Origin of the sequence: Halocatena pleomorpha (assembly GCF_003862495.1) — an archaeon.
In the GTDB taxonomy this organism is placed as follows: domain Archaea; phylum Halobacteriota; class Halobacteria; order Halobacteriales; family Haloarculaceae; genus Halocatena; species Halocatena pleomorpha.
Window position 1 is genome coordinate 123,115 of the sequence record NZ_RRCH01000028.1, and the last position, 24,587, is coordinate 147,701.

Genomic DNA, 24,587 nt, shown 5'->3' on the forward strand with positions numbered 1-24,587 from the left:
AAACGTGATGGGGCCACTCAGTCCGAATAACATTCCGGCGACAGTCGAGCGTATTTCGTCTTATTTCTCCGGACAAACCGTTGTCAATGCGATTTTCAGCTCGTACAACGAATCCGTCGCATCGGAGTTTCGAGAGAACGGGATCGAGCCGGTGTTCGTCGGTGACGCGATGGGTGCCGGACAGGCGAAATTCTTGCTCAAATTGCTCGTTTCCCGTCGATCTTACGACTTGATTCACGTCTTCGGTGGCATCGTACACACACCCGTCCCCCAGTTGCTGAGTTCGATGACCGGAGATCCGGTCGTAACCCGGTTCAACGGGTACAACAATCCATCCGATAAGTTCTTTCTGGTATCAGCTAAACTATTTGAAAATGAGCTCCTGAAACGCAGCGACGCGATGGTGTTCAACTCTTATTACCAAATGTTTGATATACTTCGAGAACACGGACGAACCCCCGGCCAAAAACACCACGTTATCGCCCCTGGAATCGACAAGTCCGCGTTCGCTCCAGCATTCAAGGACGAGGTCGATTCTCTTCGAGAGTCGCTAGGAATCCCGTCCGATGCGTTCGTCATCGGCACCTGCCAGACACCCCGTCCGGTGAAACAGCCACGGAAGGCACTGGATATCGTTTCCAAGCTGAACCCCCTTGAGGGTCGGGACGTTCACCTGGTGTTCGTCGGGGACAGCGACCACCTCCCGAAGTACAAACGATACGGAGACGATATCGGGGTGACGGAAAACGTCCACTGGGTAGGGAGACAACCGAACTCGGAGTTGTCGCTGTGGTATTCCATGTTCGATGTGACGTTTCTCACGTCATCGGCCGAAAGCTTCGGGATGTGTATCTCAGAATCGTATCTCTGTGAGACGCCGTGTGTCGCGTTCATGGTCGGTGGAATGGCGGATCAAATCCAACACGGGGAGACTGGCTGGTTGGTCCGCCCGGATGACACGGATCGAATGACGGACCGAATAGCGGACCTCCTGACGAACGACCACCAACGGCGCACCTTCGGTGAAAACGGCCGCGAGTACGTTTTGGACCGGTTCACGCTTTCCGAAGTAGCTGATCAGTACCGCTCGCTGACGAATTCACTACTCACACCGTGAAAACTATGACACGAATCTTCTATCCGTACACCACTGGATCTGACAGTCCGATTCCGAATCTCTTTGAGAACATCGGCAAACACGTCGCCAGCGATGGGTACGAAATAACGATACTATCGAACCGACGAAACGGAATTCTGAACCACGCGGGTATACGTGAACGGTACGCTGGAACTCCCGGGTCAGTGCTGCGCCGTCTACGGTATCTCGGTGCGTGTCTCGGACGTCACGATATCATCCACACCGGCGGGTTGGCACACTACACCATCAGCCGAATTTCGCACGCTCGCAACCGCTCGTTGCGACATCTACACACTTTTCGTGTCGATGTCGACACGCCGACGTTCCCAACCGAACAAAAGCGGAGACTGCTCGAATACACTGACCGCGTGTCGGCGGTGAGCAAGCACACGGCAAGAACTGCAGAGGAGGCGTACGACGTCGATGTGGAGGTGATCTACAACGGGGTGAATACCGACGTGTTCCATCCAAATCACACCGTGACGAATGGTAGTCTGTCCGGTCGGGAGGAAAAACCGACGTTCATATTCGTCGGGAACTTCGTGGAACGAAAGCGACCCAAACACGTCGTTGAGGTCGCCCAACGAGTGGATGACGCCCAGTTTCTCATGTTCGGTGACGGACCGCTGTTCGAATCGGTGCAGCGGTCCGCCGACGGATTGGATAACGTGACGCTGCACGGTCGGGTGGACAAATCAGAGCTTCCCTCCGTGTACGCCAACTGTACCGGCCTTCTGTTCCCTTCGCTTCGAGAAGGATGCCCAAACGTCGTGATGGAAGCGATGGCGTCCGGCATCCCCGTCGTCGGGTACGACGCGACTTCCATGCCCGAACTCGTGACGCACGAGGAGACTGGTTGGTTGGCCGCCCCCGATGATATCGACGGGCTCGTCGACGGCGTACGCTTCGTGATGGAGAGGAAGGCTGACGATTTCTTGCATAAAACACGAGGATATATCGAGGAGAACCATCGTTTCGACCGTATCGCTGAGCAGTATCTCCAACTCTACGACGAGATGCTGACGCGCTGAATTGCACTACCGATAGCCGATGTCTCGAAGCCTATTTTCGACCGTCTCCGTCGCGGCGACGTCGGTCGTTCCGTCGGCTGTTATCTCCCTGCGACGGTCGAACGGCAGTTCGAGCCATGGGACTTCCACCAGTTCCGGTAGATAGTACCCTCGCGGGTGACCGTAGACACCCATCCGACCGAACGAATTTCCGTGGTCGGCCGTTACGACAATTTTCCCGTCTATCGATTCCAGCAGTCGTTCGAGATGAGGAATCGTCAGTTCGAGATTTTCGACGTACGCCCGCCAGACGTCCTCTCGGGTCACGCGTCCTGTCTCCAATAGCTCCCAGATGGACGCGAAATCACGCTCATCCTCCAACACGCCACCGCCCGTGATGGTTCCGTGTTCTATCTCTTGACCGTGGTCACCGATAAACGGATAATGCGGTTGTAGGAAATGGCTGATGACACGCTTGTCTGGATACGATTCGTGCGCTTCGAGCGTCTCCTCGACCATCGCTTTCGGCAGCACTGTCCGTAAGTCGTCGTCCCATCCGTCTTCCCATACTTGAACGACCGCGTGAAAATTCTCCTCCAGTTCGTGTGCCCGCAGTTGCGGCGTCGCGCTCACGTACACGGTATCCGGCAGCGTCCGAGCCATGAAGTTCTCCTTCAGAAATTCGCTGGTGTGTGACCCTCGAGAGATCACTTTGGAAAGCTCGCCCTCAAACGGGACGTGTCGTTCGAAGATATCGTACCGACAGGCGTCCAAAAGAACGAGCGTGTCCCAATCGCGATGGACAACGTCGACACCGAGGCGTCCGCGGACGTTTCGCTGAAAGTGCCGATAGAACTCCAGCGCTATCAGTCGAGGATTCGAAATTCCGGCCTTGAGTGATGCCAATTTCGACACGGTACACGATTATTGCGTTTAAAAATAAACCATTCGATTATAATATAATTTACAAAAACGAGCTTTCTCAACCAATTTTCACGAAAATCAGGTTCGCGATTTTCTCGACGACCCTTCCGCGTTGGGCGCTCGATCTGCTCCGATGCCGTCACTCGGCCAGAACGAGGTAATCACCGTCAGAAGGAAGTTCGACTTCGGAGAGGGGCGACCAGACATCGTCTTTCGTCCGGTGGTTCGTTGCCACCTGAAGTTCGTATCCCGCTTCGCAAAGGAGTTCGAAAACTCCCGCCGCCGAGTTCCCCCGGTCACGGAGATACGCTGGATGAATCTCTACGAAAAGGTCCGGATGAACGTCGTCTAACGTCGCCCGCATTCCTTCCAACGCTTCGTATTCCCCTCCTTCGATGTCTATCTTCACGATGTCAGGGCTATTGTGTTCGAGACGATATTCGTCGATACTGATCGTATCATCACCAGACTCGGACGAGACGTACGCGTTGGTGAGGGAAATCTCTGGGAGGTCGAATTCGTGCGTCTGTTGCAGGAAGGCAAACCAGAGTGGGTTTGCGTCGAACCCGTGCGTCGAACTGGGCGAAGCAACGAGACAACTGAACTTCGTAAAGTATCCCCATCGACTTCCGATGTCGTAGTATGACGGGTCATCGAGTACCGACAGCCGTTCTTTCAGTTCGCGCTCTAACACCGGCTCGTACTCGCCGGCGGAGTCGTACTTCTCGACGAAGGGGGTGCCGTCCGGAACGACGAGTCGATACGTCCCCGCGCAGTTCTCGATCTCGACCGTCGTTTGGATCGAACGATATCGTTTCAGTTTCCAAAATACGTTCTCCAAAACACCCCCTCGAATTCGTTCCACTGCCATATGATTGCAGATAACTACATCAATGATAAAAAACCGCGGTGCGTCCTCCCTTCGTTACATGTTCAAACGCTATCTCGATCGTGACCCAGTCACTACAACGGTCGGTTCGTCGTTCTCAACCTCCGACGCGATCGCGTCGTCTATCTGACTCCATAAGGTATTCCAACAGTGGGATTCGACGACCTCCCGGTTGCGGGTTCGACACTGCTCTCGGAGTTCTTCGTCGTCAGCCAGCGAGTCGATGGTGTCCGCGACGGCTTCGGAGTCGTTTTCCGACACCAACTGTGGGTCGTCGAGCAGTTCGCTCGTTGCGGGCGTCCGTGTCGCCACGACGGCAGTTTCGGTGGCCATGTACTCGAAGATCTTGATCGGGTACGAGTCGAGAAAGTGGGGCATCCCTCGCTTGTACGGGAGCAAACACATACCGATGTCAGCATCGACCATCTCCGCGAGTGCCGCTTCGTGCGGAAGTTTCCCTCTGTACTCGCAGTTCACGGGGAGCGATTCGATTCTCGCTTCGAGGGACGGTGCGACGTGTTCAACGAACTCCTGCATGTTACTCGGACCACCACCCTCCGGCGATGGGCCGACGAGTACGAGCTCGACGTCGCTCTCACAACTCTCCAGCGCGTCGAACAGCACGTCGATGGCCCTGTGGTAGTACATGTTTCCGACGTAGAGGACCCTGACTGTGTCGGACTCGGCACGATCTATAGTTTCTGTTACATGTTCGACCGTTTCACAGTCCACCCCACCTTTGATAACCGTCTTCCGGGACTCAGCGATTGCGCTTGATTCGTCACTTAGAATCACTCTGTCGGCGTGCCGATATCCGTACCACGCTATCCGCTGCATCAATCTCGTGTGGAGCAGCGAGATGCCCAGTTTGAGGTTCACTCGGGCTCGTTTGTTCTCTCGGCCGTCGGGGCTGTCGGCGCAGAAGATCACCCATGGGGCAAAGCCAAGTCGGTGAAAAACTGCGACGGGTAGGATCGCATCGCCCGACCGGTCGGTTGTAACGAGGTCCGTCTCTCTTTGGCTTCGGAGGAGGTGAAAGGCCACGAAAAACGGGAAAAGGATGGCTCTAACGTACGCATTTCCGGGCGGCGTTTTGACGGTTGCTTCGGTGATGATCTCCGGTTCCTGTACCGGCGTTCGCGACAACACCGTCGTTGAGTGTTCCGTCGTTAGAAACTTCGGAAACTGATAGTTCGATATCGACGATGACACGTCGGAGGGTCCTACAATCCCGCTCGTCACATACTTTATTTCAACCATTTTAGTATATAAAACACAGAAGAGAGTAATAAATATATGCGTTCGTTAGCCCCGATCGAGAATTCACCGGTCGTTGGAAGCACATAACTACAACCAGACGATGCTCATATTATGCGCAGTACTAAAAATGTTATTTTAATTTGTATAGATTGCTTACGAAGCGATTTCGTTTCAGAAGATTACGCGAATACTCCCTTTCTAAACGAAAGGCGTGACAGGGGTACCTTTTTCACCAACATGCATTCTACGGCGACAACGACGACCCCGTGTGTGGCGAGCGTTCTCACCGGGAATTACTCCGAAACGAATGGGGTGAACTCCCATCACAACGTGCGTCTCAACCCGGAATTAGACACGCTTGCGGGAGTTTTCGGAGTCGAAGGGTACAACACGTACGCCATGGTGACCGGACCGATCGTTGAGGACACCGGATTAGACCGTGGGTTCAACCGCTTTTGGTACCGTGACAGGAACGAAAATCTCGTGGGCGACTGGCAGCAAACTGCGATACGACACCTCAACCGCTTGTCCGAACCGTTCTTCTTGTATCTCCACCTCTGGGAACTGCACGGACCCATCGAAGTTCCCGAATCGTACGATCGAGCGAAATACGGGTCTTTAGGTGCACCGCACGCTAAAAAATACTCGCGAATGCTTTCAGCCCTTGACCGCGCCCTCGAAACGTTCTGTTCGGCGTTACCCGAGAACACGACCATCGCGTTCACGGGCGATCACGGTGAACACCTCACAGGCTGGGAGCGACCATTTTACGGGTATTTCCAACACCTCCGGGATTATCTACGGTACGATCGGCAACTGGACGTTCGCCGCATCGAACGGACGGTGAACCGCGTCCACGAGAAAGTTGCTGGGCCTCGGATTTCGGACCACTTCGTCGAAGCGGGTCATGGACACACCGTATACGACGTCGAAACGAACGTCCCGTTCATACTCTCGTCGTCAAGGGACAAGGGGAAGACCGTGGATACGCTCGTGCGCCAGATAGACATCTTCCCCACCCTACTCCAAGCAGCGGGAATCGACGTACCCGAGACGACAGAGGGAACATCACTGCTCCCGCCGTCGGACATCTCTGATAGAACTGCTTATATCCGTGCGTGCGGCCCACCGTACGTGCTTGGACATAGCGTCATGCGGTCCATCCGAGCCCGCAACTACAAATATATCGACTATCCGGAACGCGGGTGGTCTCCTGACCTCTATGATTTGGACGAGGATTCGGGCGAGCAACGTCCGATTTCGGACGACGAACTGAAAGCTGAATTGGATGGAAAGTTACCAGAAAACAGATTGCGAGATCAAGAAAACCTCGACGTCGATAATCTGCTTCGTGACCTCGGATATCTCTGAGTCGTCGACGGTCCCGTTTTTACGAACAAGGTTCCCGTGACGCTCGTTTGTGGGCGGTCAATCGGTGTACCCCAGTGCGTTGAGTTGTTCTTCTATCTCGTCCCGCTCCTCACGACTCAACCCGTCGCTTTCCTGCCTCTCGTTTCCCTGCACTGCCGTAGAAATCAACGCTTCTCGAATACAGTTTTTCACCTCGGTCGTGCACTCCGGTCTGGGGATATCGCCCCATGCGAGACTCGTACCGACGAATGCGTGATCCTTTCCGTTCAATTCGAACCCATGGTCGGAGAGCAACAGGATACGGTCCGGATCGTACATTTTGATGAACCATCCCAAAACCGCGTCGACGTACTCGTACGCACGCCGAAATTCTGCGTTCCACGCCATCGAGTTGAGGCGAGGCGGTTGTAGTTTCGTCCCGAACGTATCGTTAATATACTTCACGACACGTTCTCCGACCCCCGTCGTATAGTACGGAAACGGCTTGCACCGATGTCCCATTACGTCTGTTATCTGTGTCCCGTAAAACAACACGTCGACGGGGTTGTCGTTGAGCAGGGGAACGAGGATTTCTTCCCGTCCTCGTTGGTCCGCGGCTATCCACTCCTCGACGGGCAGAATGCCTTCGGAGTCCTCGTCACCACCGCCGACCAATCGTTTCGCTTGGAGCGACTTGAAGTCCCCTGGTAAGTACTCCGTGAGAGAAGTTGGCTCAACAACTCGGTTCTCGTCATCTGCCGACGGATATCCTGAAATCATCCACGACCCGTTTTCGGTATCGATGTGTGCCGGATACGTATTAGCCATGAACGCCGCACCGACTCGATATCCATCGCTCACGAGTTCGTCGAATACGGTTCCGTCGTAGTGGTCGGTGAATACGGAGTCGCCTTGGACCCAACCACCTTTCGTGAGGCCGTGTTCTCGCTCGGTCCGTCCGGTATAAACGGTTAGCCACGCCGGACCCGTATGGGGAACTGGTTGCGTCCCTCTTCTACTCGCCATTCCGTTGAGTTCGCCCTCGTCTGACTCGATAAGTTCGGCTATCGTTTCCATTCGACCCTTTCGAATCAGATACTGCGTAACGCGGGGATCCATTCCGTCGGCACCGAGCACGAGCAAATCCATCAGTAACCACTTTTTTATTGTTTCGACTAATCTTTATCGGTAACAGCACTGTGAGATTTATCCAAATGTTGTCTTTTATTGATGTTCTACCGCTGGTGCGGATCAGCCGAATCTTATTTTCACCTCTACTTGTTTAGTGTCATCCATTTATCAATCCAAAAAACTCATCAACGTCGATATAATCGAGCTTCAGGACGATTCCGATATAAATCGCGTAGGCGACCACGCCGTACAGAATCGCGCTGGAAAGCGTGTTGATACCGAGGTTGGCTACTCGGTTGACGCCGATTATGGCCAACAGGGAACAGAGTGTGACCGCGATGAAATCTTTCCTGACCGGAATGAGGCCCAGTTCCTTGTAGAGGACCGACTCGTGTAAAATGTTGAGGAGGAAATACGAGATGGTTGTTGCCGTTGCTCCCCCGATAATGCCGTAGCGAGGGATGAGCAACGTGTTCAAGACGATATTCACTAGCAGCACGGTCATGTTGTTGTACAACAACGCTTTCGGTCGATTGATCGCTGGCATGATCGCCCCATTCAAACCAAACAATACGTGGGAGAAGATACCGATCGAAAGCACTCCGAGAGTAACCGACATCTGCCCAAACTCCTGACCGAAGACGTTCAGTAAAATTACCGGAAATCCCAAATTTCCTATCATGACTGGTAAACTCAGTATCATTAACCATTTCGTGACCTTCCTGTACACGTAGCGGATTTCGCCCGTTTTCCCGTTCTCGTAGAGTTGTGCCATGTTCGGCATGAACAACGACCCCGAAGCGCCAAGGACTATCTGAACGAACAGGGCGAGGGAGAATGCGCTGGAGTACAACCCTACCGCATTTTCGTCGATGAAATATCCTATCATCAGTGTGTCGGCGTTGTTCATGAGATACCAGACGCTCTTCGTGAACAACAGCGGTAACGAGAAGGTGACTAATGGTTTGATTTTCCCTGTATCGAGCGTTATGGCCCGAAAAATCCCGCTGGTCGTCTCGAAATCGTCACGGACGATCACATACACCGAAAGGACGGCCAACAGACTGATGAGCAAGTAAATAAAGAACATCGACTGTGCCAACCCCGCTTGACGAAAGCCAAAATACGCGACGATTCCGAACAAAACTATCTGAGACAGTTTAAATACGATGTCCTGGAGTGCTGTTTTGAACGAGGAGTAGTTCCACGCCTGGGTGGCCGCGAGCGAGATCGTGAATACCGTCGCGAACGGAAGAGATATTCCCAAGTAGAAGATGAAGACGGCACTGTTCACGTTGTCGAAGAACAGCAAGGCAATGTTTCTCGAAAAGAACGCCATACTCCCACCGACGAGTATCGAACTGGAGCCGCCGATCAACAGGGAGAGGGCATAATATTCCAACTGTTCTCTCCTTGTTTCCGCTATCGAAATATACCGCTTCGCTCCCGTGGTCAGCCCTAATACACAGAAGATCATGGCGAAATCCATCACCGTCAGACCAAATCGTAGCTGCCCGAAAATTTCCGCCCCGAAGAGTCGAGTAACGAGAATCGTTGACCCGATTCCGAGCGGAACCCCGATCGATTTCCCTAGTAAAGTTACAAGTGCTCCCCTGGAGATGTGCGAGAAGGTAGTCTCGCCTTCAACTTTCGTATCTACCATAATTGGTTTCGAGTCTATTTGCAGATATCTGCAATAAGTTTTACCTCCTATAACGGTAAATGTTTTTTGTAAGCGATGATAGAATGTGTTACGCGGGTATCGGTGATCCTCGACATCGAATCACTTCTTGTACGTTGGTCAAGACATCGTGCGGGCGACCACGTCGATCCCGAATCGAACACTCCGTATCTCTTTATGAATTAATATGAGACAAAAAATATTTGCCATTACTATTCGATTACCATTCGTGGATAATCTTACGTCGAAAACAGCCCTCTATTTCTCTATCGCACTCTCCTTTGCTTCGATACTGATCGGATTCAGTATCAGTCATAGCTCCCGTCTTTATCCTTGGATGGGAATCGTTCTACTTCCGATGTTGCTGTGGTTGCTCGTTCCGCTTCCATTCTACTCTCAAGACAGTTACTTAGCTATTTGTTTCACCGCTATCGTCGCTCTCGCGATCCTCTTTCGTGTGTACGTGTATCAGTATCCCGCCAGTATGATCGGTCTTGATCCCGACGGATACGCATACTGGGTACAGGGTGTGATGGAAACTGGTAGCATTACCGCCGTGCGGGACAGTTTCTATTTGAAGGCACCCCTTTTCGAGGTCTTTCCCGCGATTGTCGGACTCCTCGCGGGCGTTGACGCCCCAACTGCGATGGTTGTGTACCCGGCGCTGACCGGTTTGCTATTCCCATTAACCGCCCTTCTCATCGTCAGAAAGCTGACCACGGACACGTGGTCCAAGGTCGCCGTTGTGGCGGCGGCTATTGCTGGATTTTGCAAAATGTCCGTCGTTCTCTCGTATCAACCCATCGCTCAAACGTTCGGGGTGTTACAGTGGTGTATCCTTCTCGTTCTGTTGATGGGTTACGTGGAAACCCGCGATTCGAGGCGGATCGTCCCCATCGTGCTGCTCTTTGTCGCAGCAATCTTCACGCATAAACTCCCGCCGACGTTGATCGTCGCCCTTTCCGTCGCCTTCAGCAGCATGGTCATTGTCATCAACGGATTGGAAAAACGGGGGTGGCCGATTCTAAACTACAAAAAAGGAATTTCGACCGACAGGGTGGTTCTCACGGTGTCGTTGCTCTCCCTCATTCTCTATATTCAGTACTTTCATGTCGGAGGGTTGGGATTACGGATGATTAACCGGGTTATTTTCCTCCTCCAGTCTGGGTCTGAGTCCGCGCTGTATACGCCTCCTCCTTCGTATCATAACGCGGTACAGGTACAGAACACCGTTGCTAGCATTCTTCTTCGACGCGGCCACGGTCTCGTCCTCCTTCCGCTTGGCGGGATTTCGGGATTGATCCTAGTCGTCGCTAACGGACGAGATGACACAGTATTTGCGTTCTCCGCCGCTGTGGTCGCCTCGTTGTTCATCGTTGCTAGTCTCGTTGACCCTTCCATCGGCGGCGTGGGTCGGAGTCTGTATGTAGCAGAACCGGTGCTGGCCGCACTCGCTTCCGTATGCTTCCTACGATTGATACCCTCTCTTCTCGATTCGGATCGAAAAAGGATGGTGTTGATTTCCGTTGGAGCGGTTCTTGTCGGCTTCATCATCATTGCTCAAATCGCATCGGTGACTACTGCTTTACCGGATAGACCCACCAATTATCGAATGTATTTGACCGACGATGAGCTAGCTGGGAAACAGTTCGCAAACGAGTACGTATCGGGTGATATCTCCACCGACTCGTATTACGCGTCCGAGTCGACGATACGGTCGATATCCCGCCACGAAGACCATGAGTATCAGCGCTTGCGGCTGGGATTTTTGTTCAACTCGAACATGTCCACGTTGGAGTACAGACATATCTTGATTAGGCCAGACGTGTACCTATATCGTTCTTCGAACGGAATTTTCAGGATAACGTGGGATGTGGACCAAAGACTGTCGAGCGAGTACCATAAAGTCTACACTAACGGCGATTCCGTGATATTTGATCGAGGAAAGAAACGGGTTCTCTCATGACATAATTACATCGATATCCCGGTGATAGGACCAAGAGCATACGTTTTATCAATATGCCCTATTATTAATTAATAAAATATTACAAAAGTAACTTAATTTTGGAGATTGAATTGGTGCTATGAAGATACTCGTCACTGGTGGTGCCGGTTTTATCGGCAGTCACCTCGCTGATAACTTCGCTCGACGAGGACATGACGTTACCGTCCTCGACAATCTCGAACCGTACTACGACCTCAGACTGAAAGAACACAACATCGATGTCGGACATAGAGCAACAAGCGAGAGCGACGGGAGTTACGAATTCGTTGAAGGGAGCGTTACCGATACGACCCTTCTCGACGAACTGATCACTGGCACCGACATCGTGTTCCACCAGGCCGCACAGGCGGGCGTTCGGACCAGCGTTGACCACCCGAAAATGGTGACCGAATACAACGTTGATGGAACCGTCAACGTTCTCGATGCCGCCCGCAAAGTGAATGTCGAACGTGTCGTCCACGCTTCGTCTTCGTCCGTCTACGGCAAACCCGCGTACCTCCCCTACGACGAAGATCATCCACGATCACCCGTTTCCCCTTACGGCGTCTCGAAAGTCGCAGCCGAACACTACGCTCGTGTCTACAACGAGATTTACGGACTTCCAACCGTTTCACTCCGCTACTTCACGGTCTACGGTCCGAGAATGCGTCCCAATATGGCCATCTCGAACTTCGTTTCGCGGTGTCTCCGAGGAAAATCCCCCATAGTGTACGGCGACGGAACCCAAACGCGCGATTTTACCTACATAGCCGACATTGCCCGCGTAAACGGGAAACTGCTCACCACTTCCCAAGCAGACGGCGAAACGCTGAACGTCGGTTCGACCGATACGATCGACATCCTGACGCTCGCTGAGACGGTCCGTGACACCATCGACCCGACCTTAGAGATCCAATTTGCCGAACGACAGGAGGGCGACGCGGAACACACTCATGCGGATGTTTCGAAGGCACAACGACTGTTAGATTACACGCCGACTCGTTCCATCCGTGAGGGGGTAGACGAGTTCATCGATTGGTATCGGGAGAATCGAGACTGGTATGAACCGCTCGTAATGAATTCCTGACGCAAGGGCCGCGAGACGGACTGTTCGTTCTTTGACAGACACGAACGGTGAATACTGCTTTGTCGGCTAACGATGTTTATGGTATCCTTTTTCTGCTTCGACAGCGGCCTTCTTCCACGAATACTTGGCTGCCTCCTTTCGATTTCGTTCGCCCATCTGCCGTCGTCGAGTCTGGTCAGTTTCGAGCAGTGTGGACAGCGCATCAGCGAACTCCTCACTAGTCGCTGCGTCGGCGAAGACGCCTCCCTCTTCGGGAACGAGTTCGTGAAGGACCGGAAGATCGTTGACGACCACGGCACAGTTTGCGGCCATCGCTTCGAGGACCGAGATTCCGAATCCTTCCTGCCGTGACGGAAGGACGAATATCTCCGCTCCGTTGAGTAGGTCCACTTTCCGGCGTTCAGAGACGAATCCCAGAAAGTCGATCTGGTCGTGCAACCCTCGCTCTTCGACCATCCGCTCTAGCCGTTCCCGTTCGGTTCCGGTTCCCGCAATTGCGAGCCGTATATCTGGTTTCTCCCGTGCCAATATGGACATCGCTTCGACGAGTAAATCGATGCCTTTGCGTTGTTCCAACCGAGAGACAACGACCAGCTCGTAGGGTGATTCGTCAACGGCATCGATCCGCTTAAACGGCTTCAAATCGATGCCGTTTGGGACGACGTATATCGGAGCGTCGACACCATATTGCTGTAACTGTTCTTTGGTGAGTTCCCGTGGTACCACGACAGCGTCATACAATCCCATACGAAGGAGGTTTTGAACGACGAGTTGAATGAGTCCGATAAACAAGGGATACTTCTTCAATGCCGTTCGGTCGTGATACTCGTGGACGACGGCAACTGACGAGAGCGAAAAAATCTGTGCAATGGGTGCCGCTAAACTCGGATGGGGTGTGAAGTTGTCGACCAGCACGTCGAAATCGTCGCGATAAACCAACGAGAGAATCGGGACGATGGAGAAGAACGGGAAGAGCATTCGAGAAAGATAGAAGTAGACCGTGGGAATTCTGGCCATCGTATCCGGGAGACACTTCACGGTCTGTATCGTTACACCGTCTATTTGCCGTTGCGATGGGCACTCGGGATCGGTTCGGCTAACGAGCATATGCGCCCTGTGACCCCGCTTTGCCAGCTCCTTTGCCTCTTCAAGAATTCGAAGGTCACCACCGCCCCCCGATTCTGGATCCGTATTATTGAGATACAGGAACGATATGGGTTGCTCCGAGGAGCGTGGTTGAGTTTCTAATTTATCTGACATAAATATCGTTACCGAGGGAGTTCAAGACGTGCGATGATGGACCGATTCGATCTCTGCTGACCCTGGAAGGAATTGAGACATTGCATCAACACCTATTATTGTGCGAAATCTCCTTTAATGTAGTTACCATCCGCTATATTATAATGTTATATCTGTTGGAGAGGAAAGTTATGAACGATATCCCTTGCTATTGATGTGTCTTTAGGATCCTTGTTTTACCGTTAGCCTCATTAACTATCGTCTATTATTTATCTAACTGTAATAGATGAAGAAAAATATTGTCCTTCTCAGCGTCGACGCTCTCCGGGCAGACCACCTCACTTGTTACGGATATGGCGAGAGGACGACTCCGAACATCGATACTCTCGCTTCGAATTCTCTTCACTTCGAAAACGCATATTCGACGAGTTCGCACACGCGCGAAGCGGTTCCGTCTATCCTCACTGGTCGTCACCCGACAAACGCCATTGTGGAAGATTTTTCACTTGACTCTGAGACCATCGCTACTTCGGTGGCCGACACGCACATCTCCGGAGCGTTTCACTCGAATCCGTACGTCTCTCGGGCGTACGGTTTTGATACAGATTTTGATAAGTTCTACGACGATATGTATCTCGGTCGAAGTCGGCTGTTTGCGCTCGCTCAACGCGCACTCGACAGGTTCGTCTTCAACCGAGGGGAGTATCATGCGCGCGCTGAGGAAATCAACCGACGGTCACTCGACTGGATCGATTCGCTTGACGACGAAAATCCGTTCTTCCTTTGGAATCACTACATGGACGTTCACGGACCGTACAATCCACCGTTTGAATCCTCACGGATCTCGAAAGTGGATGCACAGCGTCTCTACGATCGGTTGGCAAAGGGAGCGCCGTCTAAGGAGGACGTTCGGTTGGCGAAAAATCTCTACGATGGTGAGATTCGGTATGTCGATGCGTGGATCGGTCAGTTCCTTGATCAGCTTCGGAAACGCGACCTCTTCGAACAATCCTTGATCGTACTAACCGCAGACCACGGCGACCTCTTCGGGGAACATGGTCGATACGCACATCCACGGTTCGTGTATCCAGAACTGACTCGCGTACCGATGATCGTTTCGACACCGAATGTCGCTCCGAATGTCATCAATAATGTGGTGAGTACGCTCGACATCTTTCCGACGATGCTCGATTTCCTCGATAAGTCGAGCGAAACACTGCCCGGTGAATCGTTGTTGTCTTTCGATGACTCCCGACGAAACGAGTTCGCCTTCAGTAGCGCGACTGGGGAAAACGAGCGGGAGGGGTTACGACAGTTCGCTATTTACAACATCACGCGAGGATACCGAATGACGCGCGAGTTGGGCTCTGGGGATATCGTCTCCGAAACTGCGATTCGCCTTCCGGACGGAGATGTGGTCGATGCCGAATCGCTTTCGGAACCAGACCGGGAGGCGTATGAATCCCTCAGACGCATACTTTTGAAGCACAGCGACGAACAGTTGGGGACTCGATTCCAGAAGAAAGACGGAGCATCGACGGGCGATACGATCGAAAAACGACTCGAAGCACTCGGGTACAAGTAAAAAGATGCACATTGTAGTACTTGCCGAGGAGTTCTATCCGAAGATAAGCGGCGGAGCGCTAGTCAGATGGCATTTTTGCCGATGCGCCGCAGAGCAGGGACACGAGGTCACGGTGTTTACTCCAAAACGTGAGGGGACGCTGCCCAAAGAAGTCGTTGACGGAGTAACGATACGGCGACCGATACCGTCCAAGCCGTCGAATTATCCGAACTACTCTCCGGTTTCAATGCTCACTCGTGCCCTGTATTCGATTCTCATGCTTCCCCTCGTGGCTCGATATCTGTCTGCGAACGAAGTCAAGACAATACACACCACTTCACACGCGTTGTACTGGTCGGGTACGGTGCTCTCGAAACTATTCAGCATCACTCACGTTACATTCGTCGGGTATACTCCGTCGATGGACGCTTCGTTTCAGATTTCGCCACGATTCATATTAGAACGAGTCAATTTTCGATTCTGGATGGGTGACGTCACATTCTGTCGTTCACCGAGAATCAAAGGGATTCTTGAAGCGAAGTCGTCCGCGTTCGCACAGGTCCTTCATGGAAATCTACAGACTGAGCAGATAGAGCAGGTCGCGGACGGACTCGACGTAAAGCGAACCAGAAAACGCCACGGTGTTACACCGGATTCGAACTTTCTCGTTTTTGTTGGACGGCTGGTTCCGATAAAGAACCCGACTGCAGTCGTCAAAATCGCCAAAAAGTTACCGTCGGAGTACGAGTTCATCGTCGTTGGCGATGGTCCAGAACGGAAGGCGTTAGTCGAAAGGATACAGAGAGAGCGGTTGGAGGACCGTGTGGCACTCATTGGGAAACTTTCTCACGATGAAACACTCCGGACGATAGCAGCGGCGGATGCGCTCTTGCTCACATCAACCGCGGAAGCGTACCCGACCGTCGTTTTCGAAGCGCTCGCGCTGAGCTCCGATGTGTTCGCGACTCCGGTCGGTATACTTCCCCATCTGTCTCACGACCGACTTCACGTTGGCCCGTTAGACGAACTGCCTCACAAAATCGAGACGGACGAAATAGCGATGAAGACGGGGGTTGACGAACAGACGCTTGAGAAGTATTCGATACGAGCGTATATGGAGCGACTAATTACTGCAGCTTCTAAGGCTATGGATTAGGCGTTCTATCTCTAGAACGTCAGTGTGAAAGCGGATAATAACATCGGGCTGGATCACATTGGGCTTCACAGAATCAAATGATCTTGCAAAGTCGGTCTCGTGCGCAACCGTCTTCGTCTAATGTCATTACACACGTACTGTTGTATTGTGTCATTACACACGTACTGTTGTAAACACAGGTGTGCAAGCCCTCTGTCCTGAGCGCTCAACAGTCCCAATCACAACAGCAACGAGCTAATGTACCAGATTGAGGGCGTGTTCCTCACGTGCGAAGTCAGGGAGATGAGCATCCTCCCGACAGACCTACGGTTGTCAACCTAGTTCAGTTGACCGAAGATATATTGCAGATGCAGAGAGGAGACCGTTGTCACCGTACGCCTGCCGATCGGCCGCGGACGGTCATCGAATCCAGGTGATGAAAATCGTGCGCGTGAGTCCGAGTGCATCCCCAAGCGTAGGCTTCTTGGTATTACCAGCTTCCCGTTGGGTGACAGTGATAGGAATTTCGAGGATTCTAAGCCCGTTTTTACGAGCCTCGATGAGGAGTTCGGGTGCACTGAATCGCTCTTCAGTGAGCGTAAACTCGCTGAGTGTCGAGGTCCGAATTGCACGAAAGCCGTTGGTGCAGTCAGTGATTCCTGCCTTCGTCATCGCGTTGATGAGGGTAGTCAAGGCCCGAATACCGAACCGTCGGTGAACGGTGTTGCCCGAGCTGTCCGCCCCAATATACCGGGAGCCAACGACGTAATCCGCTTTGCCTGTTACGATAGGTTCGATGAGAGCATCAAGTTGTTCAACCGGATGTTGGCCGTTGGCGTCCATCGTCACGACGATATCTGCTCCATTCTGCCCGGCGATCTCGAAGCCCGTTCTGAGCGCACTGCCCTGTCCTTGATTGATTGGATGGATAACGACCATCGCGTCGGTCGATTCAAGCCGCGCCGCCGTCCCGTCGGTCGAACCATCGGAGACGACGAGCGACGTGAGCGTATGGTCATGGACCACGTCGGGAAGCGACTCAACGACACCCCGGATGCTCTCAGCCTCATTGTATGCCGGGATGACGACACACACTGTCGGCTCGTTGGGAGCGTCATCGTTGTCCGCCTGCTCGATGGCCAACGTCCGGGTGAGGTCGGCTACCGACTGCTGGTTCGCACGCATCTGTGCGAGCAAATACAGGATGATAAAGACCACCGCGGTGTTGACAACCAACGAGATCGCAAACGAGCGCTGATCGATCTTCAATGCCTCACCGAGCCGATCGAATACGTCCGGGAAGACACCAATAACAAGAGTCCCGACCGATAGTAATAGTGCAACGAGAAACTCTGTTTTCGAGAATGTCGTACGGTAGCGCTCGAATCCCCACAAAAAGATCACGACCGCAAGGACTAGCAGCACCCCTGTGAGTTCCCGGCTGTCGAGACCGGAAGCGCCCAGCACGACCGGATCAGCAGCTGATAGGTAAGCACTGTATAGGGAGAATGGTATCATATACATGTTGCTACATGAATCTGATGGAAAATGTATCTCTGCTGTGCTACAGAATTTATTAAGTAATAACTTGGACATTAGCATTACGTAGGAGTTAGCTGGATAAATTTCTAATGCACAAGCAATGCTGAACATATCGACAGTCTACATTTCCCCATTAATCTGAGGTCGGCTAGGTACGATTTGTCATCGATATCTATTGGAGAAATTTAGATAGACAGTCCAAATTTCGTAGTCAACTCTGCAATAGGAACCTTATCTATCCATTATCAACTACTAGTGGTACTGCTAGATTGGATCACGTTGTTTGAAGGCATTGATTGGCGACTGATTCTCCATGGTTTGGTGACTCCAGTACTGGTTGGGGTAGTCAGCAATGGTCGGCGTTGGCTTAACTGCCATTCCGTGCTCCGTGAAATCGCTCAATCCGCATAGAATATGTCTGAAACAACTGCTCAACGATGTTGTGCTCGGAGTCGTTCAGGTCAAAGCCAAACTGTTCGGTGAGCCCGACCAGTGAGACGATACATTATTTCAGTAATTGTTATCGATAGGGTTATTTGCTTGTAATACGAAAGTATCTGGACGACAACGATGCCCACAAACGATGCAGATAACGACGATAGTTCCGATGAGGACCCTCGCGAGGTCAGGCGAAACGACACTGAACGAGCAAAGCAGGACGTTACACTGGGCCGTCGAGATCTGATGAAGGCTGGTAGTGTCGCCGGACTGGCCGCACTTGTCAGCGGTGGGTTGGCAGCTTCGACTGGTTCCGTGAGAGCAGTCGCCCCCATATCGGCCGAAAGCGTCGACACCGGCAACTATCCTGGGCTCATCAGCCCGAACGGCGACCGATCGGTGACCGTGGACAAGACCGGTGGTGGCGACTACACCTCGATTCAGGCCGCCGTTGACAACGAGGTCTACATGTTCATGCGCGACGCGCTGAACATCAACCTCCAGAGCAGTCAGACCTACAACGAGGACGTGACGATCCCGGCCTACCTACCGGCCGAAATCGGAGAGATCGAGACGGGCGGCCAGATCGACATCAACGGCGGCGGTGCTGAAGTCAAGTCGCTCACGTGTTTTGGGGCAACCGGCATCGCGAACCCCCACGTCGGGGGCATCAACTTCGTCGGTACGTCGCCGTACACCGACGACCAAGCTTCAGTCGTCGCTCAGGGCGCGAGCAGCATCACCGTCAAGGACTGTGACTTTCTGCCCACGACCGATAGGACTGACCGTAACTACTGCATTGTCTACTACACCATCACCGGCGGCAAGATCGGCCAGTGTACCCTCCGGAACTACCTGTATCAGGGCATCCGACTCAAGCGGTGGGGCAACGCCGAGATCCAGTACCCGACCGGCAATGCCGACGCCGCCCGCGAGGGCGAAGGAGAACTTGTGCGGTGCAGTCATGGCATGGGCTGGGTCCGGCACAATCAGGGTCCGTGGGAAGGCGAGGATATCTTCTACGTGCGTGGTGGCCAGGGCGTAGACGCCGACAACGGAATTACCTACTTTAATGGCGGCTCTGTTGGCCCGTAGATGGTGGGATTGATCCACACGGTTCACGACAACTCGACCGGAGAACCATTTCAGTGAGGAATCATCTGAGGTAATCTCGAACAGTGCTTCCTCAAACTTGTGATCCGTTCCTTGATCCATCGATAGGTTTGCGCCCACCTGCGACAAAGGCAACATGCTCAGGTGCACTGTAACAGTGCCGTAGATTGGAACGAGAGAGAGGCGCCCCTATCGATTTGTTCCGGGAGGGAGCTACTGATTGATCTGAGCTTTCACGACTGTCCGTAATTCGTCCGCGTGGATGTTCTTCAGTCGCGAATCTTCTCGAAGTGTCTCAACGATGGTGTTTGGGTCCTCTCCGAACGTAAACTCGAGGTAGCTCCCCGAATGCGGCCCCTGACTTTTCCGCTCTGTCTCGACCAAAGAATACGTCGTGAGTTCTTTCATCTTATTCACGTATGTTTCTTGATAATACTGGTCTGCATCAAGCGTCCTTGTCAGATATTGATACACTCGGTAGCTAAGCGGACTCTTTACTGCTCCAGTCCCAGTTTCCCGAGCAGCAGCAGCGGTCGCAAGGAGACAGAACTTCTTCTGAGTACTAATTCCACGAGTCACTTCTAGAACGCGGTTCTTCTCAACCTTGTCTTGGGCTTCTCGAACGTGTTCTTCGCGGACTTTGTCCTCACCGGTTTTTTCTGCGATCGATCCTGCTGTTCGCATCAGGTCGATCGCTTTCCGTGCGTCCCCATTGGTTTGCGCGGCGAATGCTGCTGCGAGTGGGATGACATCGTCACTGAGTGCATCCTCGTGGAAAGCATCTTCCCGAGCTCGAAGAATCTCTCGGAGTTGGTTAGCGTCGTAGTCGCTAAAATGAACGTCCTCAGGCGTAAATGAGCTGAGAGCACGACTCCCCACGCTCTCCATCATCTTTGTATCGTTAGTAATGGCGGTTACGGAGATTTGGGCGGTAATCTCGTCAGTGCTTCCAGCACGAGAGAGCTGATAGAGAAGACGAGAGAAGGCTGGTTCATCCTTATCTCGACGCCCGACAAGCATATCGAGCTCATCGAGAATGAACACAACGGTGTCGTAGTGCTCGTTGATTAGCCGATAGAGTTCTCGCCATTTCTTCTTGTTTGAGACGCCGTGTTCTGGTACTTCAGCAGTTGTTCCGATGTCTTTGGCGACTTTTCGGGCCAACTCGTAGACTGCTGAGCCGAGAGTCCCGACGTTCTGGCAGTTCATCTGGATCACCCCAAACCTGATATCACGGCTCTCACAAAGCTCAACGATGTTCCCACAGACAGCGTTGATGATGAGTGACTTTCCAGTCCCTGATGGCCCGTAGAGAAGGAGATTTGGAGGACGTTCATTGCTGATAGCAACACGAAGATGCTGAGTGATGTTGGTGAGCTGAGAGTCACGACCGACAATGCGCTCCTCGTCAACGATCTCGTTCGGCTCAAGAAGAGACCGATTTTTGATGAGACTTGCGGCCTCTTCCTGCTCAAGGATAAGATCTTTGATAGAACCCGTGGACTTGGAGGAGTTCTTAGGGCTAGGATCCGTGGGCATACCGCACCCCACTCCAGCAGGATACTAAAAGATTCCTCCGTCGATTTCTTTTTGACCGCTATGAGACTCAGGGGCAGAGAATCAAAGAGCTACTGCGTTTCACCTGCAGCCCTCCGACGATTTGTTAGGGAGGCTTTCTTTGGATAGTATCACGGAGCATAAACACACCCTCTCACCCCTATCGATTTGTTCGAACTATAAAGGAGGGATGAGAGTAACTTGACCTTGATTACGCTGCTACTTCCTGACCGAATATTTCCTTGAACGGGCTATTCCTCTTTTTATCCATTCGTATTTCTTCTAGTTTCAACACTAACCCAGCTAGTGGAGACACACCTCTATCGATTTGTTCGATATCGTCTCGGTCTCGAAAAAATGGAAAATAAGCTACAGAAGAAAAGGAAGGGAGTTTCTGGTTATGGAATATCTTACAACTTCATCAGTGCTAAGCTGTCTTCGTGGTGCTCTTTTTTGTGAGAACAAATCGATAGAGGTGTGAGGGTGGTTCCAGAGCCAGAACCTTGAAAAACATAATCTATCTTCTATTTAGAACTTCCCCATCCGTAGTTTCCCTCCACGGTTCGGGAACCATCTCCGTTTGGATCAGATTATCTTTGGATGTGTCCCAAACAAATCGATAGAGGTGACTCTGTGTGCGTGTGTGGTCCCAGCGAACAATCGATAAAGATGATTCTGGATTCCAACAACCTGAATATAATTTCCCATTTAGTGACAATATATGACTGCCCAACTCAAACCGATCAGCTCTGTACCGAGTCGAATTAGATTCGGTAACTACTGTAAACGACGGGGCTTTCCCCCCCTGATTTTCCGTAATATCTCGGGCTTGAGCGCTTTTTTCTGTCTCACGCTGTTTCTGTACGAATCTTCCCGCCTTTCAGTTGAACCACGGTGTCAAATCGTGGTTCGAGTTGCATATCGTGGCTAATGACGACGAGTGCGGTGTTGGCGGTCTCCTGCAGCCGAAACAGCAGATCCAGCACTTGTTCGGTCGTCTCGGGGTCAAGCTGGCCAGTCGGTTCATCAGCGAGCACGATGGCAGGACGATTCGCCAGCGCTCGGGCGATGGCGACCCGTTGTTTCTCCCCACCCGACAGTGTTGCGGGATAGTGTTCGGCGCGGTCCTCGATCTCCAACTGCGAAAGGAGCGTTCCGAGCCACTCTTCGTCTCGCGTGCCGGTGTGTTCCTGCGGGAGAGCAGCGTTCTCCCACGCAGTGAGATCCTCGATGAGTTGGAAGTCTTGGAAGATGAAGCCGAGTGTCTCCCGTCGAAGTTCGGCGCGCTTTCGCTCGGTGAGCGAAGCGGTGTCCTCACCCCGAATTCTGACCGTTCCGTCCGTCGGCGTATCGAGCAAGCCAAGAACGTTGAACAACGTCGTCTTTCCTGCGCCGCTCGGACCCTGAACGAGGAGTTGGTCGTCTGTCGGGATTGAGAGAGAAACGTCCTCGATAACGTCCCGTCCGTCCCGAACGACACGAATGTTGTTGGCGTCCAACACGGTCTCAGTCATGGTTTCACCGGATTATTTTTGCTCGGTCGTATTTTGATTCTAATGAGTTTATTTTCTTGAAATATCATAAGAAATAAATCTGGTTATTTCGACCGGTCTTTAGAGGTAAGCTCTCTACGGCTGATATTGATTGCAGACGTGAGGAGTTCCTTCACACCTATCTCTGTCGTTTCTTTGCAGAAATATTTTTCTATTGTTTATCTAATGTAATATATGGGGCGGTATGTAGCACCACGCCAGTTGATACTCACACAATCGATGCCGAAGATGATGACCCAGATTGGTGGTAGTGTGGCGGCCGTCAGAGAAAACGATTGCCGACTAAGAGTTCGAGACCGACGAGGAATGACGACAATTACGACTCTAAGAGCCTCATGAATTAGTTCATAAAGTGATAGAAGGAGCTTATGTACATAAGTTATCTAACAAAAATATCTCCGAGGTGAGTTAGACGTCCCGGAGTTAAAATCGAGCAAGAAATGATCTTCTTTTTGAACTATTATTCATTAGTCGAAACAAAACGTAGGAATTGGCCGTTACCAAGTCAATCCGTTACAGGTGATTCCATCACGAGATTGGATGATTCTCTGTCCATCGACGACGATAAGATTAGCCATCAAATACTTCTATCCAATCGTGATGGCGTCGGTAGCGCGACGAAGATAATGTCGATTTATCGACATTTATATTCGTTACGTCACGTCACTCTCGATGAGGCACGCGGCCATCGTCGTATCGACATCCCACGTCTAATGACACTATCTTCATAAATTTTAATATTTTATATTTAGTTAGTATTAATAGAAAGATTATTGTGCACCCCATAACAGATGGTTTGTATCATGAAAGCAGTTGTACTTGCTGCGGGGAAGGGAACGAGGTTGCGTCCCTTGACCGAAGAGAAACCAAAGGGAATGGTCGAGGTTGCGGAAAAGACGATTCTCACGCGTTGTTTCGAACAGTTACGAGAGTTGGGAGCAGAAGAACTTGTCGTCGTTGTCGGATATATGAAAGAAGAGATCATTAGCCACTACGGCGATTCGTTCGAGGAGATCCCCATCACTTACGCGCATCAGCGCGAGCAAAACGGACTCGCTCATGCACTGTTGACGGTCGAAGAACACATTGATAGCGACTTCATGCTCATGCTCGGCGACAACGTCTTCGACGCAAACCTCGGCGATGTAATCAATCGGCAACAGGAAGACCGAGCCGATGCCGCGTTTCTCGTGGAGGAAGTTCCCTACGAGGAAGCAAGCCGGTACGGTGTCTGTGACACTAACAACTACGGTGAGATAACCGAAGTCATCGAAAAACCCGAAAAACCACCGACAAATCTCGTCATGACTGGTTTCTATACGTTCTCACCGGCAATCTTCCACGCGTGCCAGCTCGTACAACCTTCGAACCGTGGCGAGTATGAGATTAGCGAAGCGATCGATCTACTGGTTCGTAGTGGCCGTACAATTGATGCCATTCGACTTGAAGGATGGCGGATGGACATCGGATATCCGGAAGACCAGGAGGAAGCGGAAGTGCGGTTGGAGGATATGGAAATGAAGACGCCGTCTACGTGAAGAAACCAAAACGGCGAACAGAATCTCAGGTGTGGGTTTTACGTCTTTCAGACCTACATTGCTAAGAAGAAATATTTGATTTTTAATGTTTTTATTAATATTATATTGAATTCCATGGTATTCGACTTGAGCGATCCAATGCTGAGGACATCGTTGGACAGATCTCTGGAATCGGTCGCTTCTGAGACATTCGGCGCACCGTATCCTCGATCAAAAAAGAGGTGTTGAGTGCCATCAGTTCGTCCTGCTTATACCTAAGACACTCTGAGATGGATAAAATTAGCTAATATTTTTATTTAATTTATACTGGCTCAGAAAAAATTTTATTATATATCCTATCAATAGTTGTGTGGGACATGACCGATAAAGAAGAGGAGAAAGCAGACGACGATAAAGAACATCTCGAAGATATTGAGGACGGTGCCGGATGCGTAGAGATTTGGGAGCGATTGAG

At 51.8% G+C, this 24,587-nt stretch carries 18 protein-coding genes and 1 pseudogene; 10 read left to right on the forward strand and 9 right to left on the reverse strand.

Features of this window, described 5'->3' with window-relative positions:
* Window positions 1-7: 7 nt before the first annotated feature.
* Both EIK79_RS12560 and EIK79_RS12565 read left to right on the forward strand, forming a co-directional pair.
* Entirely contained in the window at window positions 8-1,117 is a 1,110-nt protein-coding gene (locus tag EIK79_RS12560) for a glycosyltransferase family 4 protein (RefSeq protein ID WP_185715622.1), read from the forward strand.
* A 5-nt stretch (window positions 1,118-1,122) separates the two neighbouring features.
* Window positions 1,123-2,169 (forward strand): glycosyltransferase family 4 protein, encoded by a 1,047-nt coding sequence (locus EIK79_RS12565; protein WP_124955457.1) that lies wholly within the window; start codon window positions 1,123-1,125, stop codon window positions 2,167-2,169.
* Window positions 2,170-2,175: 6 nt separating this feature from the next.
* Here EIK79_RS12565 and EIK79_RS12570 read toward each other — a convergent pair whose 3' ends face one another.
* The 3 genes from EIK79_RS12570 to EIK79_RS12580 form a co-directional block, all read right to left on the reverse strand.
* Window positions 2,176-3,063, reverse strand: coding sequence for an alkaline phosphatase family protein (locus EIK79_RS12570; protein WP_124955458.1), 888 nt, complete (start codon window positions 3,061-3,063; stop codon window positions 2,176-2,178).
* Window positions 3,064-3,211: 148 nt separating this feature from the next.
* Window positions 3,212-3,943, reverse strand: coding sequence for an FkbM family methyltransferase (locus EIK79_RS12575; protein ID WP_124955459.1), 732 nt, complete (start codon window positions 3,941-3,943; stop codon window positions 3,212-3,214).
* Window positions 3,944-4,012: 69 nt separating this feature from the next.
* Window positions 4,013-5,107, reverse strand: a complete 1,095-nt coding sequence (locus tag EIK79_RS12580) for a glycosyltransferase (protein WP_185715623.1) — start codon at window positions 5,105-5,107, stop codon at window positions 4,013-4,015.
* Between the two features lie 225 nt (window positions 5,108-5,332).
* On the opposite strand from EIK79_RS12580, the gene EIK79_RS12585 reads away from it, so the two are divergent.
* Complete coding sequence (locus EIK79_RS12585; RefSeq protein ID WP_124955461.1) at window positions 5,333-6,592, forward strand: sulfatase family protein; 1,260 nt, start codon at window positions 5,333-5,335, stop codon at window positions 6,590-6,592.
* A 57-nt stretch (window positions 6,593-6,649) separates the two neighbouring features.
* Here the strand turns inward: EIK79_RS12585 and EIK79_RS12590 are convergent, their stop codons facing one another.
* Window positions 6,650-7,720, reverse strand: coding sequence for an alkaline phosphatase family protein (locus tag EIK79_RS12590; protein WP_124955462.1), 1,071 nt, complete (start codon window positions 7,718-7,720; stop codon window positions 6,650-6,652).
* A gap of 139 nt (window positions 7,721-7,859) precedes the next feature.
* Window positions 7,860-9,365, reverse strand: a complete 1,506-nt coding sequence (locus EIK79_RS12595; RefSeq protein WP_124955463.1) for a flippase — start codon at window positions 9,363-9,365, stop codon at window positions 7,860-7,862.
* Between the two features lie 355 nt (window positions 9,366-9,720).
* Here EIK79_RS12595 and EIK79_RS12600 point away from each other — a divergent pair, with 355 nt between their 5' ends.
* Window positions 9,721-11,349 (forward strand): hypothetical protein, encoded by a 1,629-nt coding sequence (locus tag EIK79_RS12600; protein WP_124955464.1) that lies wholly within the window; start codon window positions 9,721-9,723, stop codon window positions 11,347-11,349.
* Window positions 11,350-11,467: 118 nt separating this feature from the next.
* Entirely contained in the window at window positions 11,468-12,454 is a 987-nt protein-coding gene (locus EIK79_RS12605) for a GDP-mannose 4,6-dehydratase (RefSeq protein WP_124955465.1), read from the forward strand.
* A 66-nt stretch (window positions 12,455-12,520) separates the two neighbouring features.
* Here the strand turns inward: EIK79_RS12605 and EIK79_RS12610 are convergent, their stop codons facing one another.
* The gene (locus EIK79_RS12610; protein ID WP_124955466.1) at window positions 12,521-13,714 is read right to left on the reverse strand and encodes a glycosyltransferase family 4 protein; all 1,194 of its coding nucleotides are present in this window, start codon (window positions 13,712-13,714) and stop codon (window positions 12,521-12,523) included.
* 265 nt (window positions 13,715-13,979) lie between these two features.
* Between EIK79_RS12610 and EIK79_RS12615 the strand changes: the two genes are divergently transcribed.
* From EIK79_RS12615 to EIK79_RS18795, 3 genes and pseudogenes are all read left to right on the forward strand, one after another.
* The gene (locus EIK79_RS12615) at window positions 13,980-15,278 is read left to right on the forward strand and encodes a sulfatase (protein ID WP_124955467.1); all 1,299 of its coding nucleotides are present in this window, start codon (window positions 13,980-13,982) and stop codon (window positions 15,276-15,278) included.
* Between the two features lie 4 nt (window positions 15,279-15,282).
* Window positions 15,283-15,648 (forward strand): annotated as a pseudogene (locus EIK79_RS19310) (glycosyltransferase family 4 protein); the annotation flags it as partial.
* A gap of 93 nt (window positions 15,649-15,741) precedes the next feature.
* Window positions 15,742-16,413, forward strand: coding sequence for a glycosyltransferase family 4 protein (locus EIK79_RS18795; protein WP_233738147.1), 672 nt, complete (start codon window positions 15,742-15,744; stop codon window positions 16,411-16,413).
* Between the two features lie 399 nt (window positions 16,414-16,812).
* On the opposite strand, the gene EIK79_RS12625 is transcribed toward EIK79_RS18795, so the two are convergent.
* A complete protein-coding gene (locus EIK79_RS12625; RefSeq protein WP_124955469.1) occupies window positions 16,813-17,910 on the reverse strand; it encodes a DUF2304 family protein in 1,098 nt (365 codons plus the stop codon).
* Window positions 17,911-18,504: 594 nt separating this feature from the next.
* Between EIK79_RS12625 and EIK79_RS12630 the strand changes: the two genes are divergently transcribed.
* On the forward strand, window positions 18,505-19,467 hold the full coding sequence (locus EIK79_RS12630) for a hypothetical protein (protein WP_124955470.1): 963 nt from the start codon (window positions 18,505-18,507) through the stop codon (window positions 19,465-19,467).
* Window positions 19,468-19,698: 231 nt separating this feature from the next.
* On the opposite strand, the gene EIK79_RS12635 is transcribed toward EIK79_RS12630, so the two are convergent.
* Both EIK79_RS12635 and EIK79_RS12640 read right to left on the reverse strand, forming a co-directional pair.
* Window positions 19,699-21,024, reverse strand: a complete 1,326-nt coding sequence (locus EIK79_RS12635) for an orc1/cdc6 family replication initiation protein (RefSeq protein WP_124955471.1) — start codon at window positions 21,022-21,024, stop codon at window positions 19,699-19,701.
* 866 nt (window positions 21,025-21,890) lie between these two features.
* A complete protein-coding gene (locus EIK79_RS12640) occupies window positions 21,891-22,556 on the reverse strand; it encodes an ABC transporter ATP-binding protein (RefSeq protein ID WP_124955472.1) in 666 nt (221 codons plus the stop codon).
* 842 nt (window positions 22,557-23,398) lie between these two features.
* Here EIK79_RS12640 and aglF point away from each other — a divergent pair.
* Window positions 23,399-24,133 (forward strand): UTP--glucose-1-phosphate uridylyltransferase AglF, encoded by a 735-nt coding sequence (aglF, locus tag EIK79_RS12645; protein ID WP_124955473.1) that lies wholly within the window; start codon window positions 23,399-23,401, stop codon window positions 24,131-24,133.
* Window positions 24,134-24,587 lie beyond the last annotated feature (454 nt).

What these genes read in the sequence shown, in the direction of transcription:
- EIK79_RS12585 (WP_124955461.1), top strand. Translation starts at nt 5,333, where the DNA reads ATGCGCAGTACTAAAAATGTTATTTTAATTTGTATAGATTGCTTACGA.
- EIK79_RS12630 (WP_124955470.1), top strand. Translation starts at nt 18,505, where the DNA reads ATGCCCACAAACGATGCAGATAACGACGATAGTTCCGATGAGGACCCT.
- EIK79_RS12590 (WP_124955462.1), bottom strand. Translation starts at nt 7,720, where the DNA reads ATGGATTTGCTCGTGCTCGGTGCCGACGGAATGGATCCCCGCGTTACG.
- EIK79_RS12625 (WP_124955469.1), bottom strand. Translation starts at nt 17,910, where the DNA reads ATGATACCATTCTCCCTATACAGTGCTTACCTATCAGCTGCTGATCCG.
- EIK79_RS18795 (WP_233738147.1), top strand. Translation starts at nt 15,742, where the DNA reads ATGGGTGACGTCACATTCTGTCGTTCACCGAGAATCAAAGGGATTCTT.
- EIK79_RS12605 (WP_124955465.1), top strand. Translation starts at nt 11,468, where the DNA reads ATGAAGATACTCGTCACTGGTGGTGCCGGTTTTATCGGCAGTCACCTC.
- EIK79_RS12640 (WP_124955472.1), bottom strand. Translation starts at nt 22,556, where the DNA reads ATGACTGAGACCGTGTTGGACGCCAACAACATTCGTGTCGTTCGGGAC.
- EIK79_RS12610 (WP_124955466.1), bottom strand. Translation starts at nt 13,714, where the DNA reads ATGTCAGATAAATTAGAAACTCAACCACGCTCCTCGGAGCAACCCATA.
- EIK79_RS12595 (WP_124955463.1), bottom strand. Translation starts at nt 9,365, where the DNA reads ATGGTAGATACGAAAGTTGAAGGCGAGACTACCTTCTCGCACATCTCC.
- EIK79_RS12635 (WP_124955471.1), bottom strand. Translation starts at nt 21,024, where the DNA reads ATGCCCACGGATCCTAGCCCTAAGAACTCCTCCAAGTCCACGGGTTCT.
- EIK79_RS12575 (WP_124955459.1), bottom strand. Translation starts at nt 3,943, where the DNA reads ATGGCAGTGGAACGAATTCGAGGGGGTGTTTTGGAGAACGTATTTTGG.
- EIK79_RS12600 (WP_124955464.1), top strand. Translation starts at nt 9,721, where the DNA reads ATGGGAATCGTTCTACTTCCGATGTTGCTGTGGTTGCTCGTTCCGCTT.
- aglF (WP_124955473.1), top strand. Translation starts at nt 23,399, where the DNA reads ATGAAAGCAGTTGTACTTGCTGCGGGGAAGGGAACGAGGTTGCGTCCC.
- EIK79_RS12560 (WP_185715622.1), top strand. Translation starts at nt 8, where the DNA reads ATGGGGCCACTCAGTCCGAATAACATTCCGGCGACAGTCGAGCGTATT.
- EIK79_RS12565 (WP_124955457.1), top strand. Translation starts at nt 1,123, where the DNA reads ATGACACGAATCTTCTATCCGTACACCACTGGATCTGACAGTCCGATT.
- EIK79_RS12615 (WP_124955467.1), top strand. Translation starts at nt 13,980, where the DNA reads ATGAAGAAAAATATTGTCCTTCTCAGCGTCGACGCTCTCCGGGCAGAC.